22 protein-coding genes and 1 pseudogene are annotated in these 20630 nt (G+C 65.1%); 18 read left to right on the top strand and 5 right to left on the bottom strand.

What is annotated here, in order from left to right; translation table 11 throughout:
* Nucleotides 1-26 precede the first annotated feature (26 nt).
* The 3 genes from AOT83_RS10410 to AOT83_RS10400 all read left to right on the top strand — a co-directional run bounded on the left by AOT83_RS10410 (nt 27) and on the right by AOT83_RS10400 (nt 2908).
* Nucleotides 27-317: a DUF4333 domain-containing protein gene (locus AOT83_RS10410; protein WP_057966001.1), complete on the top strand. Its 291-nt coding sequence runs from the start codon at nt 27-29 to the stop codon at nt 315-317.
* Between the two features lie 132 nt (nt 318-449).
* Nucleotides 450-1541, top strand: coding sequence for a phenazine antibiotic biosynthesis protein (locus AOT83_RS10405; protein ID WP_057966050.1), 1092 nt, complete (start codon nt 450-452; stop codon nt 1539-1541).
* Nucleotides 1542-1543: 2 nt separating this feature from the next.
* Nucleotides 1544-2908 (top strand): aldehyde dehydrogenase family protein, encoded by a 1365-nt coding sequence (locus AOT83_RS10400; protein ID WP_057966000.1) that lies wholly within the window; start codon nt 1544-1546, stop codon nt 2906-2908.
* Nucleotides 2909-2910: 2 nt separating this feature from the next.
* Here the strand turns inward: AOT83_RS10400 and AOT83_RS10395 are convergent, their stop codons facing one another.
* Both AOT83_RS10395 and AOT83_RS10390 read right to left on the bottom strand, forming a co-directional pair.
* The gene (locus tag AOT83_RS10395; RefSeq protein ID WP_057965999.1) at nt 2911-3342 is read right to left on the bottom strand and encodes a PPOX class F420-dependent oxidoreductase; all 432 of its coding nucleotides are present in this window, start codon (nt 3340-3342) and stop codon (nt 2911-2913) included.
* 29 nt (nt 3343-3371) lie between these two features.
* Entirely contained in the window at nt 3372-3980 is a 609-nt protein-coding gene (locus tag AOT83_RS10390) for a TetR family transcriptional regulator (protein ID WP_052399391.1), read from the bottom strand.
* Between the two features lie 96 nt (nt 3981-4076).
* Between AOT83_RS10390 and AOT83_RS10385 the strand changes: the two genes are divergently transcribed.
* The 4 genes and pseudogenes from AOT83_RS10385 (at nt 4077) to AOT83_RS28150 (ending at nt 8316) form a co-directional block, all read left to right on the top strand.
* Nucleotides 4077-5822, top strand: a complete 1746-nt coding sequence (locus tag AOT83_RS10385) for an amidohydrolase family protein (RefSeq protein WP_057965998.1) — start codon at nt 4077-4079, stop codon at nt 5820-5822.
* On the top strand, nt 5819-7141 hold the full coding sequence (locus AOT83_RS10380; RefSeq protein WP_057965997.1) for a M20/M25/M40 family metallo-hydrolase: 1323 nt from the start codon (nt 5819-5821) through the stop codon (nt 7139-7141). The genes AOT83_RS10385 and AOT83_RS10380 overlap by 4 nt, the downstream gene beginning before the upstream one ends.
* Nucleotides 7138-8034: pseudogene (locus AOT83_RS10375) on the top strand (nitrilase-related carbon-nitrogen hydrolase); the annotation flags it as partial. The gene AOT83_RS10380 and the pseudogene AOT83_RS10375, both read left to right, overlap by 4 nt.
* A gap of 99 nt (nt 8035-8133) precedes the next feature.
* A complete protein-coding gene (locus AOT83_RS28150; RefSeq protein WP_030093635.1) occupies nt 8134-8316 on the top strand; it encodes a hypothetical protein in 183 nt (60 codons plus the stop codon).
* A 26-nt stretch (nt 8317-8342) separates the two neighbouring features.
* Here the strand turns inward: AOT83_RS28150 and AOT83_RS10370 are convergent, their stop codons facing one another.
* Nucleotides 8343-8654 carry a hypothetical protein gene (locus AOT83_RS10370; RefSeq protein WP_057965995.1) on the bottom strand — a complete coding sequence of 104 codons (312 nt, stop codon included), beginning with the start codon at nt 8652-8654 and terminating at the stop codon, nt 8343-8345.
* A gap of 234 nt (nt 8655-8888) precedes the next feature.
* Complete coding sequence (locus AOT83_RS10365) at nt 8889-9386, bottom strand: DUF1990 domain-containing protein (protein WP_057965994.1); 498 nt, start codon at nt 9384-9386, stop codon at nt 8889-8891.
* A 19-nt stretch (nt 9387-9405) separates the two neighbouring features.
* Here AOT83_RS10365 and AOT83_RS28145 point away from each other — a divergent pair, with 19 nt between their 5' ends.
* A complete protein-coding gene (locus AOT83_RS28145; protein ID WP_057965993.1) occupies nt 9406-10035 on the top strand; it encodes a PaaI family thioesterase in 630 nt (209 codons plus the stop codon).
* On the top strand, nt 10032-10445 hold the full coding sequence (locus tag AOT83_RS28140; RefSeq protein WP_030093631.1) for a TIGR02611 family protein: 414 nt from the start codon (nt 10032-10034) through the stop codon (nt 10443-10445). The genes AOT83_RS28145 and AOT83_RS28140 overlap by 4 nt, the downstream gene beginning before the upstream one ends.
* Here AOT83_RS28140 and AOT83_RS10350 read toward each other — a convergent pair.
* Nucleotides 10428-11162 carry a DJ-1/PfpI family protein gene (locus AOT83_RS10350; protein WP_057966049.1) on the bottom strand — a complete coding sequence of 245 codons (735 nt, stop codon included), beginning with the start codon at nt 11160-11162 and terminating at the stop codon, nt 10428-10430. The two genes, AOT83_RS28140 and AOT83_RS10350, sit on opposite strands and share 18 nt — an antisense overlap.
* 93 nt (nt 11163-11255) lie before the next feature.
* Here AOT83_RS10350 and AOT83_RS10345 point away from each other — a divergent pair, with 93 nt between their 5' ends.
* The 9 genes from AOT83_RS10345 (at nt 11256) to AOT83_RS10305 (ending at nt 20629) form a co-directional block, all read left to right on the top strand.
* Nucleotides 11256-12263, top strand: coding sequence for a helix-turn-helix domain-containing protein (locus tag AOT83_RS10345; protein ID WP_078284541.1), 1008 nt, complete (start codon nt 11256-11258; stop codon nt 12261-12263).
* A 91-nt stretch (nt 12264-12354) separates the two neighbouring features.
* A complete protein-coding gene (gene thrS, locus AOT83_RS10340) occupies nt 12355-14409 on the top strand; it encodes a threonine--tRNA ligase (protein ID WP_030093628.1) in 2055 nt (684 codons plus the stop codon).
* The gene (locus AOT83_RS10335) at nt 14402-14950 is read left to right on the top strand and encodes an HIT domain-containing protein (protein WP_057965992.1); all 549 of its coding nucleotides are present in this window, start codon (nt 14402-14404) and stop codon (nt 14948-14950) included. Before thrS ends, AOT83_RS10335 begins: the two co-directional genes overlap by 8 nt.
* Complete coding sequence (pgsA, locus tag AOT83_RS10330) at nt 14947-15609, top strand: phosphatidylinositol phosphate synthase (protein WP_057965991.1); 663 nt, start codon at nt 14947-14949, stop codon at nt 15607-15609. Before AOT83_RS10335 ends, pgsA begins: the two co-directional genes overlap by 4 nt.
* On the top strand, nt 15606-16619 hold the full coding sequence (locus AOT83_RS10325; RefSeq protein ID WP_081343743.1) for a phosphatidylinositol mannoside acyltransferase: 1014 nt from the start codon (nt 15606-15608) through the stop codon (nt 16617-16619). Before pgsA ends, AOT83_RS10325 begins: the two co-directional genes overlap by 4 nt.
* The gene (locus AOT83_RS10320) at nt 16619-17746 is read left to right on the top strand and encodes a glycosyltransferase family 4 protein (protein ID WP_030093624.1); all 1128 of its coding nucleotides are present in this window, start codon (nt 16619-16621) and stop codon (nt 17744-17746) included. The genes AOT83_RS10325 and AOT83_RS10320 overlap by 1 nt, the downstream gene beginning before the upstream one ends.
* Nucleotides 17743-18765, top strand: coding sequence for an NUDIX domain-containing protein (locus AOT83_RS10315; protein WP_030093623.1), 1023 nt, complete (start codon nt 17743-17745; stop codon nt 18763-18765). The genes AOT83_RS10320 and AOT83_RS10315 overlap by 4 nt, the downstream gene beginning before the upstream one ends.
* 85 nt (nt 18766-18850) lie before the next feature.
* Nucleotides 18851-19765 (top strand): pyridoxal 5'-phosphate synthase lyase subunit PdxS, encoded by a 915-nt coding sequence (gene pdxS / locus AOT83_RS10310; protein ID WP_030093622.1) that lies wholly within the window; start codon nt 18851-18853, stop codon nt 19763-19765.
* Between the two features lie 9 nt (nt 19766-19774).
* Nucleotides 19775-20629, top strand: coding sequence for an acyl-CoA thioesterase II (locus AOT83_RS10305; protein ID WP_030093621.1), 855 nt, complete (start codon nt 19775-19777; stop codon nt 20627-20629).
* Nucleotide 20630: the final 1 nt, after the last annotated feature.

The following is a 20630-nucleotide window of genomic DNA, read 5'->3' as shown; positions in this document are numbered from 1 at the left end:
TCGGTGTCGAAAGGTCAGGTGCGGTTATGCGAATCAGCGTTGTTGCGGTTGCGGCAGTCTTCTTAGTGGCAGGCACGTCCGGATGCCAGGCAACAATCAAGCCCGACGGAGCTGCCAAGTCTGTGACCGACATGGTTTCCGGCAAGACGGGATTCACGCCGACAGATGTGACGTGCCCGTCGGGAATGAAAGCCAAGGTTGGCGTCGAGTTCGATTGCCGATTCACCGGCCCCGAAGGGCCTTACACGGCACATATGCGTGTCACCAAGGTCGATGGCGAGAACGTTGAGTTCGCGATCGACTCTAAGCGCGGGTGACCGACACATGGCCTTGGGCCCTGTCGGGGCTTAACGTAACGGCGGCAATCGTTTTACCGTCTAGGAGGTTAACGCTCCGTAAGCGGCATGGATCTGCTTTCGCGATCGCGTTTCCTGCGCCAGGATGGCCGCATGGCTGAGATCGACCTCTCGCTGTTGGACGTCCCGCGAACCGGGCCCGTCCCGGATCCCGAGGCCTACCTGCGTGCCGCGATCGCCTGGCATTTCGGCGAGGACACCGGGTCGGCGTTCTGGTTGCGCACCGCGCAGACCCTGAACTTCGACCCGTTGACCGACGTGAAGGTTTTTGAGGACCTTCGGCTGTTCCCGAACCTGGTCAACGAGCTGCGTGATGCACCCGTCGAAGACCTCATCCCGCGCGGCTATGGAACCCCGGCGCCGGTGCCCAAGATCTTCGAATCCGGTGGCACCACCGGTGCACCCAAACGCACGGCGCAACTACCCGATTGGGTTGAGCAGGTCACGCAATGGCAGATCGAGGACTTCACCGCCGGCGGCTTCGTGGCAGGGCAAGGACTGTTGTTCCTCATGCCCAGTGGCCCGCACGGGGTCGGTCATTTCTCGCGTGCGGTCAGCGAGCGGCTCGGTTCGGTGTTCTATCCGGTGGACCTCGATCCACGGTGGGTCAAGAAACTCTCCGCACGCAACGCCACCGCCGAAGTGTCTGGGTATGTTGAGCACGTCCTGGAGCAGGCCAGGTTCGTGCTGCAGACCCAGCGGGTCGCCAACCTGCACACCAGCCCGCCGCTGCTGGGCGCCATCGCCCGCGACGACGCCATGGTGGACCTGGTCAACCAGAAGATCCGCTACATACTGATCAGCGGCGCCCACGTAGACCTGGACACTCTCGATCTGCTCCGCGAGATCTTCCCGACGGCCGAGATCGCGATGGCCTTCGGCAGCACAATGATCTTGTCCCAGGCCAGGACTCGCGTTGACGGGGACGCCATCGTCTTCGATCCGCGCTCACCCTACGTGGTGTTCTGGGTGATCGATCCCGACACGGGGGAGCGTGTGCCCTACGGTGAGCGCGGCCAGGTGGTGATGAATCACATCAGCAAGGGCATGTTCATTCCGAACAATCTCGAACGCGACACCGCGATTCGAATGAATGGCCCGGACAATCAGATTGGTGATTCCGTCAGTGAAGTGGTCCCGGTCGCCAGCTTTGAGGGCGAGCCGGTGATCGAGGGCGTCTACTGATCGTGATCGCACTTGACGCCCTTGGCCCCGGTGGCGAGTACCGCACCCGAAACCGTGAGGTGATCACCGATGTGGCCGGAGCGCCGGTCGCCGAGCTGAGCATCGTGCCCCCGCTGTATGTGAGCCGCAGCATTCAGGCGCAGCGCAAGGTCAAGCCTCTCCCGCACGATCGGTATAACGCCGCGCTGGCAGACGCTGCCGCGATCTTCGTCGACGCGCACCTCGGCGGCCTCGGCTTCGAGCAATACGTCGAGGTGGTCAGCCGGGTGTCGGGGCTACCGATCGCGATTGCGCGGATCAGTGCGCTTGGTATCGCAGACGCGGTACGGGTCGCCGCCGATTCGGTGGCGCCTGCCCGCCCGATGGGCGCCGCCATCGACTGGCGCGACGAGCGCACCCGGCGAGGAAGCGCGGTGTGGGCGCGCCGCGGTGAAGTGCTCGCCGTGCACGCGTCGGGGAACAGCCCCGGTGTGCACAGCACGTGGGCGCAGGCGCTGGCGCTGGGTTACCGGGTGGCCATCCGTCCATCGCGGCGCGAACCCTTCACCGGACACCGGCTTATCAATGCCCTACGCGAGGCCGGATTTCGGCCCGAAGACGCCCTCTATCTACCCACCGACCATGCGGGCGCGGCCGAGATCATCACCGCCGCCGACCTCGCCGTCGTCTACGGCGGCCAAGACGTCGTAGACGGCTATGCCGACGACCCGACGGTGCTGACGAACGGGCCGGGCCGCACCAAGATCCTGATCACCGCCGAACAGGACTGGCGCGATTACCTTGACGTCATCGTCGAGTCGATCAGCGGGCAGGGTGGGATGGCCTGCACCAACGCCACCGCCGTTCTTTACGAAGGCGATCCGCGACCCCTGGCCGACGCGATCACCGCCAGGCTGGCGACGATCCCGGCGCTTCCGATCACCGACGAACGCGCTGCGCTACCGGCTCAGCCCATAGCGGCGGCTAGGCGCTATGCCGAGCACCTGGCGGCCGTATCTGTCGGCACCACAGCGCTGCTGGGCGCCGACCAGGTGGTCGCAGACCTCGGTGATGGCTCGGCGGTACTGCGACCGGCAGTACACCTGCTGGCGCGACCAGACATCGGCCCACTCAACACGGAGCTGGCGTTCCCATGCGTGTGGGTCTCGCCGTGGACACGCGCCGACGGCCTTGCCCCGCTGCGGCATTCCTTGGTGATCAACGCGATTACCAAGGACGAGGAGCTGATCGACGATCTGCTCAACGAGCCGACGGTGGCCAACGTGTACAGCGGCAGGCATCTCACGTCGTATGCGGCTTTCGACGTTCCGCACGACGGATTTCTCGCGGACTTCTTGATGCGCACCAAGGGCATCATCCGCGACTGATGTCAGGGTTGCGGTGCCCAGGGGCCGTGGCCGCCAACCGACTCGACATGGATGCGGGTGAGGTACCCCTCGGGAGAGCCGGGCGGCGGGAAGTGCTCGTCGGAGCCCAGCAGGGCGATGGCCAGCTGACTGAGCAGCTCGGGTGCGCCGCCTTCTACGACCCGAGCCGAACCGGTGACCGACAGGTACTCGCGCTGCTGTCCGGGCTGGCTGGGCGCCAGGATGGTCACGGCAACGTGGGGATCGCGCCGGATGTTGCGCAGCTTCTTGTAATTGCCGGACAGATGAGCGGCCACCAGCTCGTCGCCCTCGGGCGTGGATTGCAGGGCTACCCACACCACGGACACCTGTGGAGTGCCGTCGGGGTTGATGGTCACGAGCGTGGCATCAGCGCCCGCCCCGATGAGTGTGCGCGCGGCCTCATGAAGTTCCATGTGTGGTAGCTACCTCTGCGCCGATGATTTCATTCCCGCACGGCGTCAATGTGCCGGAAAAACCGCGCGATGGCGGGGCGCAGACGCGAGGTCTCGAAGTCGTCGATGGGCAGCGCGAGCTGCTCAAGAACCAGGCCGTTGACGGCGGTGAGCAGGTCGGCGGCATCTGCCTCCGGATTGCTCACGCCGGCTCCGCGCAGCTCCTGGGCGAAGGCGGCGCGCTGGGTGGTGCCCCATTCGTCAAGGGTGGCCCGCAGGCTGGGGCGGCGTGCGACCTCGAGGAAGAATTCGTAGCGGGCGATTGCCGCGTCGCGGTCATCGGACAGGGTCTCGGTGACATACCGGGCCAGCCGGTCGATGCGTTCGGAGATCTTCGCGTCGGGCAGCTCGGTGAACAGCGCCCGCACTTCTTCGATCTGCCGGGTGGCCAAGCGCCGCAGCGCTTCGTCCAGGAGCTGATCGAGGGTGCCGAAGTAGTAGCGGGCGATTCCATGAGTTGTCCCCGCCTCGGCGGCAACCGCCCGGTGGGTCACGGCGCGCGCACCCTCACGTGCCAGTAGACGGATCGCGGCATCCAAAAGCGACTCTCGGCGGGCAGCGCCCCGGGCCATGCGTGGCTCGCGCACCGGAGACGTCATGGGCGTCATCGTACTGGCGCACATTTCCTTAAACTTCTCCATTTGGAGAAAATAAGGGATACGGTGGCGCCTATCGACGAACGGCGGGAGGCCTCAATGACCAACACACTCATCACCGGCGCACTGGTGCGCACCTTCGACCCGGCCATCCCCGAGGCCGACGCGCTGGTGCTTTCGGACGGGCGCGTTGTCGCCGTGGGGGACCGGCGCGAGATGGACGATGTGGCCGGAGCCGGTGCGCACCGCGTCGATGCCGGAGGCGCCGTAGTACTGCCCGGTCTGGTCGACACCCACCCGCATGTCATGCATTTCGGGATGCTCTCTGGTGGACTCGTAGATCTCACCGATGCGGTCGATCACGCGGACATCGTGGCCAGAATCCGCGCGAAGGCCGCGGAAACCGAGCCGGGTGAATGGATCATGTGTACCCCGGTGGGCGAGCCGCACTACTTCATTCGCCGCTCGGAGCGCGATCTGGCCGAGCGTCATCTGCCCGACCGATGGATGCTGGACACCGCGACCGACGCACACCCCGTGCTGATTCAGGCGTGGGCGCCGCGCATGCCGAATGTTGTGGCCTTCAACAGCATCGGCCTGCGCACCGTAGGTCTGAGCGCACTCATCCCGGACCGGGTATGTGACGTTGAGATCGAGAAGAACGAGGCCGGTGATCTGACCGGGATTCTGCGCGGACCCGTCACCAACTACTACACCTATGACCCCTTCTGGGGGCAGATCCTGACCAAGCTGCCGCGCCCGAGCCTGGGGAACGCCGTCGCCGGAACCCTCGCGGAGATGAGTCGCTATACCGCGCAAGGAATTACCAGTGTGTACGAGGGGCACGCCATGGAACCCGAACACGTGGCGCTGTACCGGCATTTACGCGCGACCAACGCGCTGAGCATGCGGGTGCTGGCGACTCTGGATGTCGAGTCCGTCATCTTCTATCCGTTTGACCCGCTGCCGCAGCACGAGTTCAGCGCCAGACTGCGCGAACTCGCCGGCCAGGCACTCGATCTGGAGGACGACATGCTGCGCCTCAACGGGCTCACGATGAGTCCGGGCGGCCCATGTTTCTCGGGATACTTCACGACCTATGAACCGTGCGCCGACCCCTTCGGGCGCCCGACACGGGGCAAGCGCTTCTTGTCGCTGGACAAAGAGGAAGCATTTGTGCGGTTCTGTGCCGCCGAGGGGATCCGTGCGAATCTGTGTCTGGGTGCGTTCCGAGAGCACGACGATTTCCTCGATATCGCCGAACGTGTGGTGCGGGAGCACGACTTCCGTGACAAGCGCTGGATTCTGCAGCACGCCATGACCATCACACCCAAGCAGGCACAGCGATACGCGGATCTGGGATTTCAGGTGACCACCAGCGCGGGCTTCGCGTGGGGAAAGGGCGCCATGTATGGCGATCGCATCGGTCAGCATGTGTGGCAAGACCTGGAGCCGCTGCAGCGATTGATCGACACCGGGCTGGATCTGGCCGGCGGTTCGGACTGGGGTCCGAAGAATCCGTGGGAGCAGATCGAGCTGGCCCAGACGCACCGTTTCGCAGGCAGCGACCGTCGCAACGACGGGCCCGACCAGAAGATCTCGAGGCTCGAGGCACTGAAGATGTGGACCACGGGTGCAGCCGCGGTGCTGGGCTGGCCCGAAATTGGCTCACTGACACCGGGCAACTACGCGGACGTGATCATCGCCGACCGAGATCCGCTGACCTGTCCGCTCGACGAGCTACGCGGCACGCGGGTGCTGCGGACCTACCTCGGCGGCGAGACGGTATACGACAGTGGCGAGTTGACGTCGCCGGCCGCACAATCGCAGGCGGCGCACTCGTGAGCTCGGCAGACAAAGTGCTCGACCGTGTCGACGATCTTCGCGATGAGCTGCTCGACACACTTACCCACGCCATCAGGCTGCGCAGCGTAAATCCGACCTACCCCGACCAAGACTATGACGACCTGGTGGGCGGCGAATCCGATGTGGCGCGTCTACTGGCCGGCGTCTACCGGCAGGGCGGAGCCGAAACGGAGCTGTTCGGCGAGGTGACCGGACGAGACAACGTGGTCGGTGTGCTTCGGGGGAGCGGTGGAGGGCGATCGCTGATCTTCAACGGCCACCTCGACGTCGTGCCCGCCAACGACTCCGACGAATGGACCCACGATCCGTTCTCGGGATTTCACGATGAAACCCACGTTTGGGGACGTGGCTCCGTGGACATGAAGAGCGGACTGGTGGCACAGGCCTTCGCCACCAAGGCATTACGAGAATCAGGCGTGCAACTGCGGGGTGACCTGATCCTGCAGGGCGTGGTCGGCGAAGAGAACTTCGAACATCACCTGGGCACCTCGGCCGTGCTTGCCCGCGGCTACACCGCCGACGGTGCGATCATCGCCGAACCCACCGGGGCGCGACGTCCTCTGACCGTCATGCCGGCCACCCCCGGCGTGCTCGTCATGCGCATCACCGTCAGCGGCCGCTCAGGTCACGCGTCGGCGCGTTCCCTGATGCGCGCCCAAGCAGCCACTGCTCCAGACGCCGAACCCGTTGCGGTCAGCGCCATTGATGCGGCACTGTCGATTCACGCGGCGCTGTGCAGGCTGGAAGTCCAGTGGGAGCAGACACGCACCGACCCACTCTTTGAGCGCGGGCAGTTCACCATCGGTCTGGACGTGATCGACGGGGGTGCCCGCAGCGGCCGCAATGTCGCCTTCATCCCAGACGAAACCGTGCTGGACTATGCGGTCTTCTACCCGCCCGCGGCCCGCCTGGCCGAGATTCAGGCCGAGATTCTCGAGACGGTGGCCGCCGTCGTCACGGCAGATCCCTGGCTGCGGCGCGAGCCTCCGCGCGTTGAATGGCCGATGCACTATCCGGGCGGGCGAACGGACATGTGTGACCCGTTCTGCCAAACCGTGATCGCCGCATGCGAAGAGGCTGCCGCTGGGTCCACGTTCAGCGGGCGCCCGGAGGTACAACCATTCCCCACGGCAACCGATCTCACCTGGTTCACCGCTGCGGGGATTCCTGCTGTCGGCATGGGCCCGGGTGCGTTGGCCATGGCGCACACGGTGGACGAGCGCTGTGCGATCGACGAAATACTCTGTGCCACCAAGGCCTACGCACTGGCCGCGATGCGTTGGTGCGGTGTGCAATGACCGAGATAGCCCAACGTACGCCGGTCGCCCCGTACATGGCGGTCGGGTTGTCGACCATTGTCCACGGCATCGGTGCCCGAGACGACATCGCGCGCAACCTGGACAACATCGAGGAGGCCATCCATGCTGCGGTCTCGATCGTCGGCATCAACCTGCCGGTGAAACTGGTCGCCCTCGCCGAGGGCGCGCTGACCGGCTTTACCGACGAGGTCTTCAACCTTCCGCATATCCGCAGTGCTCGTGAGCTTTTCATTGACATTCCGGGGCCGGAGACAGATCGCCTGGCCGCGCTGGCGCGGACGTATGAGACGTACATCATCGTGCAGTGCAAGGCCCGCTGGCCCGAGATCATCGCAGACCGATTCTTCAACGTCATGGTGGTTATCGCGCCCGACGGTGAGATCGTGCACCGAGCGGCCAAGAATCACGTCTGGTGCCGCGAGCACTCGTGCACCCCGCATGACGTGTACGACCGATGGGTGCAGCTGTTCGGCGACGGGATCGATGCCTTCTATCCAGTGCTGCGTACCCCAGACATCGGCGCTATCGGCACGCTGTGTTGCAGCGACGGTGAGTATCCGGAAGCCGTGCGGGCCTTGGCATTCAACGGCGCAGAGGTGGTTTATCGGCCCAGCGAGGCGGTGCCGATGACGGCGGCCGGTTCGGACGCCGGTGGTACCTGGTTGCTGCAGAACAGAGCGCACGCGCACTTCAACGGTCTGTACATGGTGTGCCCCAACTCCGGACCGGTCTACTCCACCCCCGCCGCCGAGCATCCGGTCGACATCGCGGGCGGCAACGGTCACATTGTGGACTACTACGGGCACGTCATCGGGCAGGCGTCCTCGGGAGCGAACGCGATTATCGCGGCGCCGGTGGATGTCGAGGCTCTGCGCCAGTTCCGCGCCATGAATCTGAACTCAAATTGGCTCAAAGATATTCGGACAGAACTGTTCCGGCGCATGTACGACCGACCGATCCATCCGGCAAATCTGTGGCTGCACCGGGAGCCGGGCCGCCACGCCGAGGTTGACGATATTTATCGATCCAACATCGCCAGGCTTGTTGACGCGGGAACATATACCGAACCGGCTCATCGGTTTCCGGGCGCTCGTCATCTGCCGGGGCCCGGAGATGGCGATATGGACGCGGTCCTGGCGAACTGGTCGCCGTAGCACGGCGCGCACAGTCCCGAAATCGTTTACTGCAGAACGGTCGTGGTGTTCGTGCCGTAGGGAACCTGCGGGTTGGTGCCCAGTGGAGTGCGCGGGTTGGCGCCCTCATGGGTGGGCTCGTGAAATCCTCGGTCGTACAGATTGGTGCCGGGCTGAGTGCAGGCCCCGCCAACGCGCGGTGCACTGCCCGCGCACGCGGTCCGGCAGCTGTGGTTGTACGGCGTCTCGCCGGCCGAACACACCGGGAGGTCTGCAGCCGCCACCGGGGCTATGAACATCGCGACCGAGGCGCCCAGGGCTCCGGCGAACAGCGCGATGCCAGCGGGCAGGGAAACCATGAGGCTCAGAGCTCCTAAAAAAGCATGAATCGAAGTTGAACAAAAGGTTACACATCATAACGATTCGAATGCTCAGAAGATTTGCTGAACAATGCGTCTGTTTGATTCCTGGCGCTAAAAGACCAAGACACGCCCGCTTATTCGACGCGCCAGCGATGTAGCTGCATCGGCCAGTCAGCTAATATGTAGGTTACCGGGGGAGGGTTATGTGTATAGCAACTGGTCGCGCGGCATTCACAGCGCGTGCAGGTAGCGCTGAGTTACCACACGTTGTAGCTGCTTGACCACCAGATTGCCCACCCGGACCCACCAGTACGACGGCCTGGAGAATGCGGTTATCTCTACGGAGACAACGTCATTGGATGGATCAAAGCACACGATGAAGACCTCTTCGCCGGTTTCCGGGTGTCCTCGAAGCGTCCCGTATGCGAAACCGTGCCGATTTGGCTCGTCTACCACGTACACGATGCGGCACAGCGCCCAGAACGGCCACAGCCGCGTCATCACGTTCACGCCGACGGCGGCCTCCGGTGCCGACGTCTGAACCGGCAGCCCGATCCCACGTTGGATACCGAATCGCATGAGGCTTGCGGCAGCCTCGTCGAACCGCGCCCTACCCGTTCCGATCTGCCGAGATTCGCGTACATGGTGATATCCGGCGGGTAACTCGGTGGCCGTCGCGCCGATCTCGGAGTAGGTGAACGGGAGCTGGCTCAGCCGTGCAATATCCACCCCAATAACGTAGGGGAGTATGACCACCGAGGAAGCAGTAACAGCGCATGAGGGTGGCGGGTTCAATCTGCCCGACCCCACCCTCAAGGGCGGCCCCGACTACGGCCGTTTCATCGATGCACTGCGGACTCTGCAGGATCGCGCTCGCGCCGCCCTTCCACCCGATGAGGTGATTACCAATCTGGCCAACCAGCTCGAGGCCATGAACGAGCTGCTGGACCCGTACGAGGTTTCGGAGTGGGACTCGCCCTCGGGCCGTCGCACCGATCTTCCGCTGCGTGGAAACATCCTGCTGGTCCCGATGACAATCGATAGCTTCGACAACGGAGTGCTCACCGGCACAGCCACTTTCGGGCGCTACCACCTGGGGCGAAACGGGGCGGTGCATGGCGGATGCCTCGGCCTGCTCTTCGACACGATCATCGGCACCGGCACGATGCTGCTCACGGACCTACGCAAGCTGCGTACTGCGTACCTGAACATCAACTACCGCAAGGTCACGCCGATCGAGAAGGAGCTGCAGTTCGACTGCACCCTGGACCGCGTCGAGGGCCGCAAGGTGTACCTGACCAGCAGATTGCTCGACGGCGACGATGTGCTCGCCGAGGCCGACGCTCTCTTTGTGAAGCTCAATCCCGGTCAGCCGTGAGCGGCGGTACCCGTCGGTGGGCCCGATGGCGCGACGGGGTGCGGGACCGTCCGGCACTGAACGTCTTCTACCGCATGGCGGTTGCGATCATCGGTCTGGCAGTGCTGGGTGCGGGCATCATTGCAATCCCCTATCCGGGGCCCGGCTGGGCGATCGTCTTCCTCGGCCTGGCGATTCTTGCCTCCGAGTTCTCTTGGGCAAGAAAGCTTCTTCACGCAGTCAGGGCCCGGTACGACAGGTTCATGGCCTGGTTTTCCACTCAACCTCAGTGGTTGCGGGGGATCGGGGTGCTGTTCACCGCGGCGTTGGTGGTGGTCACGCTGTGGGTGTTGGGTGCGGTCGGCTGGGTCGCCGCGCTGGTCGGAATCGAGGCGCACTGGCTGAAGAGCCCGCTAGGGCTTGGCGGCTGACCTCCGCCTCACCCGGTCGATGACGGTCGCCCACAGCACCTTCGAGCCCGCCACGGCCTCCGCGCCGGCATCGCGTGCCGAGATCATGCCCTTCATCATCAGCACCGCGTCTGCCTTGTTGCGGGTCGAGGCCTTGCTGATGTGGCCGGTATCGAATGGCGGCCGCGGGTCGTACTCGATGCACAGCTGAGTGGCCTCGGCGCGCGGCCGTCCGGCGATCTCGCCGACGAGCCACAGACCAAGATCGAGCCCTGCGGACACCCCTGCGGCGGTAATCACCTTGCCGTCTCGGACGATTCGCTTGTCCCGCTGGGGATTGGCCCCAAAGGTCGTGAGCACCCGCTGCCCGGCCCAATGGCAGGTGGCGTCCTTTCCCCGCAAGATCCCGGCGGCACCGAGAATGAGCGACCCGCTACATACCGATGCGGTCCACGTCGTGCCCAGGTGAACCTTCCGCAGCCAGGTGAGAACGCCGTCGTCGGCGGCGGTGCTCATGGTGGCCGGTATCGAGCCGCCGATCAGGACGATGTCCGGTGCCGGGGTCTCCTGGAAGGAATGCGTCGCGCCGACCGCCAGGACACCGCTATCGGTCACTATCGGCCCCGGCTCGTGCCAGACGAATCGAAACTCGGCATCGGGCAGCCCCCTCAGCATTTCGTAGGGGCCTATGGCGTCGAGCGCCGTCATGCCCGGGTACGCCAGGATCGCTATCTGCATGATTGCCATGGTTGTCGACCGATCACGGCGGCAGAAGTGGCCAGATAGACAGTATCCAACGAGATATTGCCAACAACGAGTTACGCTCGCCGCATGCATTCCGTTCCGGGCTGTTCGGGCGAGCCTCACTCGGTGCTCTTGGGTCATTCGGGCGAGCCTCACTCGGTACTCGTCCTCGCCCTTCCCGACACCATCGGGTTCGACCTGGCGACCGCTGTGGAGGTGTTTCGCCGCGTGCACCTCGCCGACGGCACTCGGCCCTACCGGGTGCGGGTGTGCGGCACGGCACCGGTCGTCTCTGCCGGACCGTTCGGCATCGCCACAGATCTTGGGCTTGAGGCTCTTTCGAACGCCGACACGATCGTGGTGCCCGCGCGCAACGACGTGACCGCGCCCACGCCCGACGGCGTCATCGAGGCACTGCAGGCAGCGCACGCCCGCGGTGCGCGCATCGCTTCCATCTGCGCCGGAGCCTTCACGCTCGCCGAGGCCGGAATTCTGGACGGCAAGCGTGCCACCACGCACTGGCTCGCCGCTGACCTGTTTCGGCAGATGTATCCGGACGTACGCCTGGATGCCGATGTGCTGTACGTGGACGAGGGCCAGGTGCTCACCTCCGCCGGGGCTTCGGCCGGGCTCGATCTGTGTTTGCACATGGTCACGTGCGATCACGGCACGGCGGTCGCTGCCGAGGCGGCCCGGGTGGCCGTGGCGCCGCTGCACCGGGACGGCGGTCAAGCTCAATACGTCATCCGGAACCGTCAGCGCACCGAGGCAGGCCTCGGCGAGATGCTGGCGTGGATCGAGCACAACGCCCATCGAGAACTTTCCCTGGAGGACCTCGCGGTCCAGGCATCAACCAGCGTGCGCAGCCTCAACCGGCGATTTCGGGCCGAAACGGGACAGACGCCGATGCAGTGGCTCACCGGCGTGCGTGTCCGTCATGCCCAGCAGCTGCTGGAATGTTCGGCGGACTCCGTGGAGTGGATCGGGCGCGAGGTGGGGTTCGGTTCACCTGCGAATTTCCGGGAGCAGTTCCGTCGGCTCACCGGGGTCTCCCCGCTCGCTTACCGGAATACCTTCCGGGCGCGCTCGGCCTGAGTGCTCTCGGTGCCCATCGGCTGGGAAGGCGCTGGTGTGGACCGATAGCATGAGTTCGCAAACCCCCCGTCTCTGAAGTGGAGAACTGCTGATGACTGCGCCCAACCCGTCTTCCCCTGTGCCCCCTATCCGGGTGCCGGCCGGGACGACGGCGGGGACTGCGGTGCGCGAGGCTGGTCTGCCGGGCAAGGGCGAGGACGCCATCGTCGTCGTCCGGGTGGACGGTGGGTTGAAGGATCTGTCGTGGACTCCTGAGGTCGACACCGAGGTAGAGCCGGTCGCGGCCAACACTGAGGACGGGCGCAGCGTCATCCGGCACTCGGCCGCCCACGTGCTGGCGCAGGCAGTGCAGGACCTCTTCCCGAAGGCCAAGCTTGGTATCGGTCCGCCGATCACCGATGGCTTCTACTACGACTTCGGGATCGATCACGCCTTCACGCCTGAGGACCTGGCGGCCCTCGAAAAGAAGATGAAGCAGATCATCAAGGAGGGGCAACGCTTTTCACGCCGGGTGTACGGCTCGGTGGAAGAGGCGCAGGCGGAATTGGCCAACGAGCCGTTCAAGCTGGAGCTTGTCTCCGATAAGTCGGGCGCCGACGACCCCGAGGTGATGGAGGTAGGTGGCGACGAGCTGTCCGCCTACGACAACCTGAATCCCCGTACCGGGGAACGGGAATGGTTCGACCTGTGCCGTGGCCCGCACATTCCCACCACCAAACACATCCCTGCGTTCCGGCTCACCCGCAGCTCGGCCGCCTACTGGCGCGGCAATCAGGCCAACGCCAGCATGCAGCGCGTCTACGGCACCGCCTGGGAGTCGCAAGAGGCGCTCGACAAGCACCTCGAACTGCTGGAAGAGGCGCTGCGGCGCGACCACCGCAAGCTCGGTGTGGAGCTCGATCTGTTCAGCTTCCCCGACGAAATCGGTTCCGGTCTGCCGGTTTTCCACCCCAAGGGTGGCATCATCCGCAAGGAACTTGAGGACTACTCGCGCGCCAAGCACACCGCCGCCGGGTACGAATTCGTCAACACTCCGCACATCACCAAGGAAAACCTGTACCAGACCTCCGGGCACCTGGACTGGTACTCCGACGGCATGTTCCCGCCCATGCACATCGACGCCGAACTCAATGACGACGGCACCGTGCGCAAGCCGGGGCAGAACTACTACCTCAAGCCCATGAACTGCCCGATGCACCACCTGATCTACCGGGCGCGGGGCCGTTCATACCGTGAATTGCCTTTGCGGCTCTTCGAATTCGGATCGGTGTACCGATACGAGAAATCCGGTGTTGTGCACGGTCTGACCCGGGTGCGGGGCATGACGCAGGACGACGCGCACATCTACACCACCCGCGAGCAGATGCACGAAGAGCTGACGTCGCTGCTGCGGTTCGTGCTGGATCTTTTGTCCGATTACGGGCTCGACGACTTCTACCTGGAGCTGTCGACCAAGGACGAGACGAAATTCGTTGGATCCGATGAGGACTGGGAGCAAGCGACCAAGACCCTGGAACAGGTGGCGCTCGACTCCGGGCTGCAGCTGGTCCCGGATCCGGGTGGCGCGGCGTTCTACGGTCCTAAGATCTCGGTACAGGCCAAGGACGCGCTGGGCCGGTCCTGGCAGATGTCGACCATCCAGCTCGACTTCAACATGCCGGAGCGATTCGAACTGGAGTACACCGCTGCCGACGGAACCCGTCAGCGTCCGGTACTCATCCACCGCGCACTGTTCGGGTCTATCGAGCGGTTCTTCGGTGTGCTCACCGAGCACTACGCGGGTGCCTTCCCGGCCTGGCTATCGCCGGTGCAGGTTGTTGGTATCCCGATTGCCGACGCCCACGCGCCGTACCTGAGCGACATTGTCTCGCAGCTCAAATCGCAGGGCATTCGGGCCGAGATCGATGTCAGCGATGACCGCATGAACAAGAAGATCGTCAACCACACCAACCAGCGTGTGCCGTTCCTGCTGCTGGCCGGCGATCGTGACGTGGAGGCGGGCGCGGTGAGCTTCCGCTTCCGCGACCGTACCCAGGTGAACGGAGTGCCCCGTGATGAGGCCGTGGCCGCCATCATCGATTGGGTGAACAGACACGAGAACGTTTCTCCGACCGCCGAACTGATGAAGCTGGGGACCCGTGACTGACGAGGACTCGACCATCACCGACCGGGGAGTGGGCGACCCCGATCACCTGCAGCGGCTCTGGACCCCGCACCGGATGACCTATCTGGTGGAGGCGGTGAAGGCGAGTGGGGCGGAGTCCGCTCCGTTCACCGACATTCCCGAGATGGCCGACGAAGACGGTCTGGTGGTGGCGCGCGGGGAGCACGTGTACGCGGTGCTCAACCTGTACCCGTACAACCCGGGACATCTCATGGTGGTGCCGTATCGGCAGGTCGCCGAGCTCGAGGACCTCACCGAGAATGAGAGTCGCGAGCTGATGGCGTTCACCCAGAAGGCGATTCGGGTGATCAAAAAGGTGTCACGCCCGCACGGTTTCAACGTGGGACTCAACCTGGGCACGGCGGCAGGTGGATCGCTGGCCGAACATTTGCATCAGCACGTGGTGCCGCGCTGGGGCGGCGACGCCAACTTCATCACCATCATCGGCGACTCCAAGGTGCTGCCACAGCTCCTGCGGGACACCCGCCAGCTACTCGCCAGCGCCTGGGAGCAGCTGCCATGAGCGGCTTCTTGTCCCGGGAGACGTTCGCGAAGATCATCAACCCGCTTGCCGGCGCGGTGCTGCGCGCCGGATTCACCCCGGACACCGTCACCATCTTCGGGACCGCGGCGACGGTCGTCGCCGCGCTCACCCTTTTCCCGACGGGCCACCTGTTCTGGGGTGGCATGGCGGTCTGGCTGTTCACCATGTTCGACATGCTCGATGGAGCGATGGCGCGAGCCCGTGGTGGTGGCACCAGATTCGGCGCGGTGCTGGATGCCACATGTGATCGTGTGGCCGATGGCGCGGTGTTCGCCGGACTGCTGTGGTGGGCGGCATTCGGTTGGGGATCAACGTCTTTGGTCGTGGCCACACTGATCTGCATGATCACCTCGCAGGTGATCTCGTACGTGAAGGCGCGGGCCGAGGCCTCCGGGCTGCGTGCTGACGGCGGGCTGATTGAGCGCCCGGAACGGCTCATCATCGTGCTTGCCGGAGCGATCTTCAGCGGCGGGTTCGGGTTACCGGAACCGCTGCATGTAGCGATGTGGGTGCTCGCGATCGCGAGCCTGGTGACGGTGGCGCAGCGCATGCATGCGGTGCGCGCATCTCCCGGCGCACTTGATCTGCTGCCCAATTCCGATGCCGGACAGGACACCGCGGAGACGAATCAGTCATGAGTGTGTGGGGCGAACGTGCTGCTGACTGGGGGTATGCCGCCGGCTGGAATCTGACGCAGATGACGCCAGATCTGCTCGCCCGCGCCATATTCGATGTCGGTGCCATGGTGGGTGCCCGCAACGGTGGACCCGAACAGCTGCGTAAGAACCTGGCCCGCGTGCTTGGCGTGCATCCGCGCGAGGTGCCCGACCGGCTGATGATCGACTCGATGCGTTCCTATGCCCGGTACTGGCGTGAAGCATTCCGGCTGCCGTCGCACAACATGGAGCGCCTGGCGGCTCGTCTGGATAGTTCCCTGTTCGGTCGCCGGTATCTCGATGAGTCGCAGGCCCAGGGACGGGGCACGATCATCGCCCTGCCGCACAGCGGAAACTGGGATATGGCGGGGGTGTGGCTGGCCCAAACCTACGGGACCTTCACCACGGTGGCCGAGCGTCTCAAACCCGAGTCGCTGTACCGCCGGTTCCTGGATTACCGGGAAACCCTGGGCTTCGAGGTGCTCGCATCCAGCGGCGACTCCACCGGGCCGTACGAGACGCTGGCAACGCGGCTGCGGGAAAACCGCGTCGTCTGTCTCATGGCCGATCGCGATTTGAGCCGCAGTGGTGTCCCGGTCGACTTCTTCGGCGCAGAAGCTCGGATGCCCGCGGGCCCGGCCCGGTTGGCGATCGACACCGGAGCACGCCTGCTGCCGGCACACTGCTGGTTCGAGCCGCACGGTCAATGGGGCGTGCGGATCCAGGCGCCCATTGATACGTCATCGGGCGATGTCGCGGTCGTCATCCAGGCGCTCGCCGATGAGTTTGCCGCCAATATCGCCGAGCGTCCCGCGGATTGGCATATGTTGCAGCCGCTGTGGCTTGACGACCTGTCCGAAGAGCGTCGAACTAGGTTGCGGACCTCGCCGGCCCAACCGGCGCCGGAGAAGAATCTCGAGGCCGCCCCGGAATCGGACACTGATGGTCGGGCGGCCCCCCGGGAGACTGATCCCGTTGGTGGGCAGGCGTAATGCGCATCGGGATGGTCTGCCCGTACTCCTTTGATGTACCGGGTGGCGTCCAGTCCCATGTGGTGCAGCTGGCGGAGGTCATGAGGGACCGCGGACACCACGTCAGCCTGCTCGCACCGTCCTCGTCGGACGTTGAGCTGCCCGAGTTCGTGGTGTCCGGCGGTAAGGCCGTCCCGATTCCGTACAACGGCTCGGTGGCGCGGCTGCGGTTCGGCCCAGCCACCTATGCCAAGACCCGGCGCTGGCTGGTCGACGGCGACTTCGATGTATTGCACCTGCATGAACCGAACGCGCCGAGTCTGTCCATGCTGGCGCTCATGGTGGCCGAGGGCCCGATCGTCGCCACCTTCCACACGTCTACCACGAAGTCGTTGACGCTGAGCGTGTTTCAGGCGGTGCTGCGCCCGTGGCACGAAAAGATCGTCGGCCGGATCGCGGTCTCGGAGTTGGCCCGGCGCTGGCAGATGGAAGCACTCGGATCTGACGCGGTCGAGATTCCCAACGGCGTCGATGTCCGGTCCTTTTCCGGGGCGCCGATGCTGGAGGGCTACCCGCGGGCAGGTAAGACGGTGCTTTTCCTGGGCCGCTATGACGAGCCACGCAAAGGCATGGACGTGTTGATGGGCGCGCTGCCGAAGATCGCGGCCAGCTTCTCCGATGTTGAGATCCTGATCGTCGGTCGGGGCGATGAGGCCGAACTGCGCACGCAGGCAGGGCCGTTGGCGAAACATCTGCGCTTCCTCGGGCAGGTGGACGATGCCACCAAGGCCTCGGCCATGCGCAGTGCCGACGTCTACTGCGCCCCCAACATCGGCGGCGAGAGCTTCGGCATTGTGTTGGTGGAGGCGATGGCGGCGGGTACCGCGGTGGTCGCCAGCTCGCTGGACGCCTTCCGCCGTGTGCTCCTGGACGGCTCGGCGGGACGGTTAACACCCACCGGTGATGCGGATGCCTTGGCGGCGGCCATCATCGACGTGCTCGGCGACGACGAGGGGCGCGCGAAGCTGGTGACGGCAGGCACCGAGGCAGTGCAGCGGTACGACTGGTCGGTGGTCGCGCAGCAGATCATGCTCGTCTACGAGACTGTCACCGCGTCCGGTGCGCGTGTGAAGGTCGACAGTTGGTGACCTTCTCGGCGTTGACCGTCATCGTCATCGCCCTCATCGGCACGCTGGTCGCGCTGGGCCTGTTGTGGGCCTATCTGGTAGCCAACCGGCTGGACCGACTGCACGTGCGCAGCGACCTGTCCTGGCAGGCCCTCGATGCCGCGCTGGCACGCCGCGCCGTCGTCGCACGGGCGGTCGGAGATGCGCTCAAGGACGACCAACTGATCAAACTCGCCGCGAAAGCCGAGCGGGCCGAACGTGACCGGCGCGAGTATGCGGAGAACCAGCTGGCCTCAGCGTTGTCCACCGTCGACTCCGAGCGGCTGCGCCCCGCGCTGGTGGCCGAGCTCGCTGACGCCGAGACGCGGGTGCTGATCGCGCGGCGCTTCCACAACGACGCGGTACGCGACACTCTGGCCCTGCGGGTGCGCAGACCAGTGCGCTGGTTGCGTCTGGGCGGAACCGCGCCGATGCCAACGTATTTCGAAATCATCGACCGTCAGGGCGCGGGCACCGAAGACCCGGCCCTGGCCAACTTCCGCACCTCGGCGCGGATCATCCTGCTCGATGAGGATGGCCGGGTGCTGCTGCTGCGCGGCTTCGATCCGGCCGCCCCCAGCCCGGCAGTGCATTGGTGGTTCACGGTGGGCGGACAGACCTTGCCGGGGGAGAAGCTGTGCGACGGCGCGGTGCGCGAGCTGGTCGAGGAGACCGGATTATCGGTTCCCTCCGGGCGCCTGGTGGGCCCACTGTGGCGTCGGGTAGCCGTCTTCGACTTCAACGGAACCACCATCCGCTCCGAGGAATTGTTCTTCGTGCACCGGACCAAGAGGTTCGAACCGGCGACGGACGGCCGCACCAATTTGGAGCAGCGCTACATCACCGGGCACCGCTGGTGCGACGCCGAGGAGATCGCCGCACTCGCGGCCTCGGGGGAGCAGGTGTTCCCGAATCAGCTGGGAGAGCTGCTCGGAGAGGCCGCCACTGCCGCGGATGCGGTGGCCGCCGGTGGGCGCCGCGACCCGATCCTCATCGGGTGAGGCCGGTCACCGCACCTCCCGGGACAAAATCGCTGGTGTGGCCGCATTAGACTGGTGGCAGAAACCGACATCCAGGAGCCCTCAGTTGACTAGCACGACCAATGGAACGTCCCCCGAGACCGGAACCGGCACTGCGCGCGTCAAGCGCGGCATGGCCGAGATGCTCAAGGGCGGCGTCATCATGGACGTCGTTACGCCGGAACAGGCGAAGATCGCCGAAGACGCCGGTGCTGTCGCTGTCATGGCGCTGGAGCGCGTACCCGCGGACATTCGCGCGCAGGGCGGCGTGTCCCGCATGAGCGACCCGGACATGATCGACGGCATCATCAGCACCGTCAGCATCCCCGTCATGGCCAAGGCCCGCATCGGGCACTTCGTCGAGGCGCAGATCCTGCAGAGCCTGGGCGTGGACTACATCGACGAGTCGGAGGTGCTGACCCCGGCCGACTACACCAACCACATCGACAAGTGGAAGTTCACCGTGCCGTTCGTGTGCGGTGCCACCAACCTGGGCGAGGCGCTGCGCCGCATCACCGAGGGTGCGGCCATGATCCGTTCCAAGGGTGAGGCCGGTACCGGCGATGTGTCCAACGCGACGACGCACATGCGCAAGATCGGTGGCGAGATCCGTCGGCTCACCTCGCTGTCCGAGGACGAGTTATACGTTGCCGCAAAGGAACTGCAGGCACCGTACGACCTTGTGGTCGAGGTCGCGCGCGCCGGCAAGCTGCCGGTTACGCTGTTCACCGCCGGCGGCATCGCCACCCCGGCCGATGCCGCGATGATGATGCAGCTGGGCGCCGAGGGTGTGTTCGTCGGATCGGGAATCTTCAAGTCCGGCAACCCCGAGCAGCGCGCCGCGGCGATCGTGAAGGCCACCACCTTCTACGACGACCCGGATGTGCTGGCCAAGGTGTCGCGCGGACTGGGTGAAGCGATGGTCGGTATCAATGTGGAGGACATCGCGCAGCCGCATCGGCTCGCCGAGCGCGGCTGGTAAAACCATCTGATGGCCGATATCGAAGAGATCCTGACGCTCGAGCAGCTCGAAAAGGACATCTTCCGAGGCAACGTGACCCCGAGCAGCCTGCGCCGTACCTTCGGTGGCCAGGTTGCGGGGCAATCGTTGGTCTCGGCAGTCCGCACCGTCGAGCCTCAGTACCTGGTGCATTCCTTGCACGGATACTTCCTGCGGCCCGGAAATCCCAACGAGCCCACTGTGTTTCTCGTTGATCGGGTACGCGACGGCCGCTCGTTCAGCACCCGCCGGGTCACCGCGATCCAGGACGGGCAAGCGATCTTCAGCATGTCGGCCTCCTTCCAGACGCTGGACACCGGCATTGAGCATCAGGATCTGATGCCGCCCGTCCCGGCGCCCGAGGACCTGCCCGATGTGCAGGACGCGGAGGGGTCGTTCAGCCACGATCTCTTCCGGCAGTTCGCCGAATGGGACATCCGGATCGTGCCCGACGAGCTGATGGACCGGAACCCGCGGCTGGCCGCGCAGCAGCGGGTATGGTTCCGCTGCCGCAAGCAGCTTCCGGATGATCCGGTGCTGCACATCTGCGCGCTGGCCTACATGAGCGATCTGACGCTGCTGAGTTCTTCCAAGGTGCCGCACCGGGACGCGGTACTGCAGACCGCTTCCCTGGATCACGCGCTGTGGTTCCTGCGTCCGTTCCGTGCCGATGAATGGCTGCTGTACGACGAGACGTCGCCGTCGGCCGGATACGGACGCGCGCTGACTCAGGGCCGGATTTTCGATCGCGAGGGCCGGATGGTCGCGGCGGTGGTGCAGGAGGGGTTGACCCGGTACGAGCGCAACCCCGACGAGGCGTCGATCGCCAAGGGGAACATGGCGTGAG

This window comes from Mycobacteroides sp. H001 (assembly GCF_001440005.1).
Lineage (GTDB): Bacteria > Actinomycetota > Actinomycetes > Mycobacteriales > Mycobacteriaceae > Mycobacterium > Mycobacterium gwanakae.
This window is presented reverse-complemented; position numbering and strand designations above follow the sequence as displayed.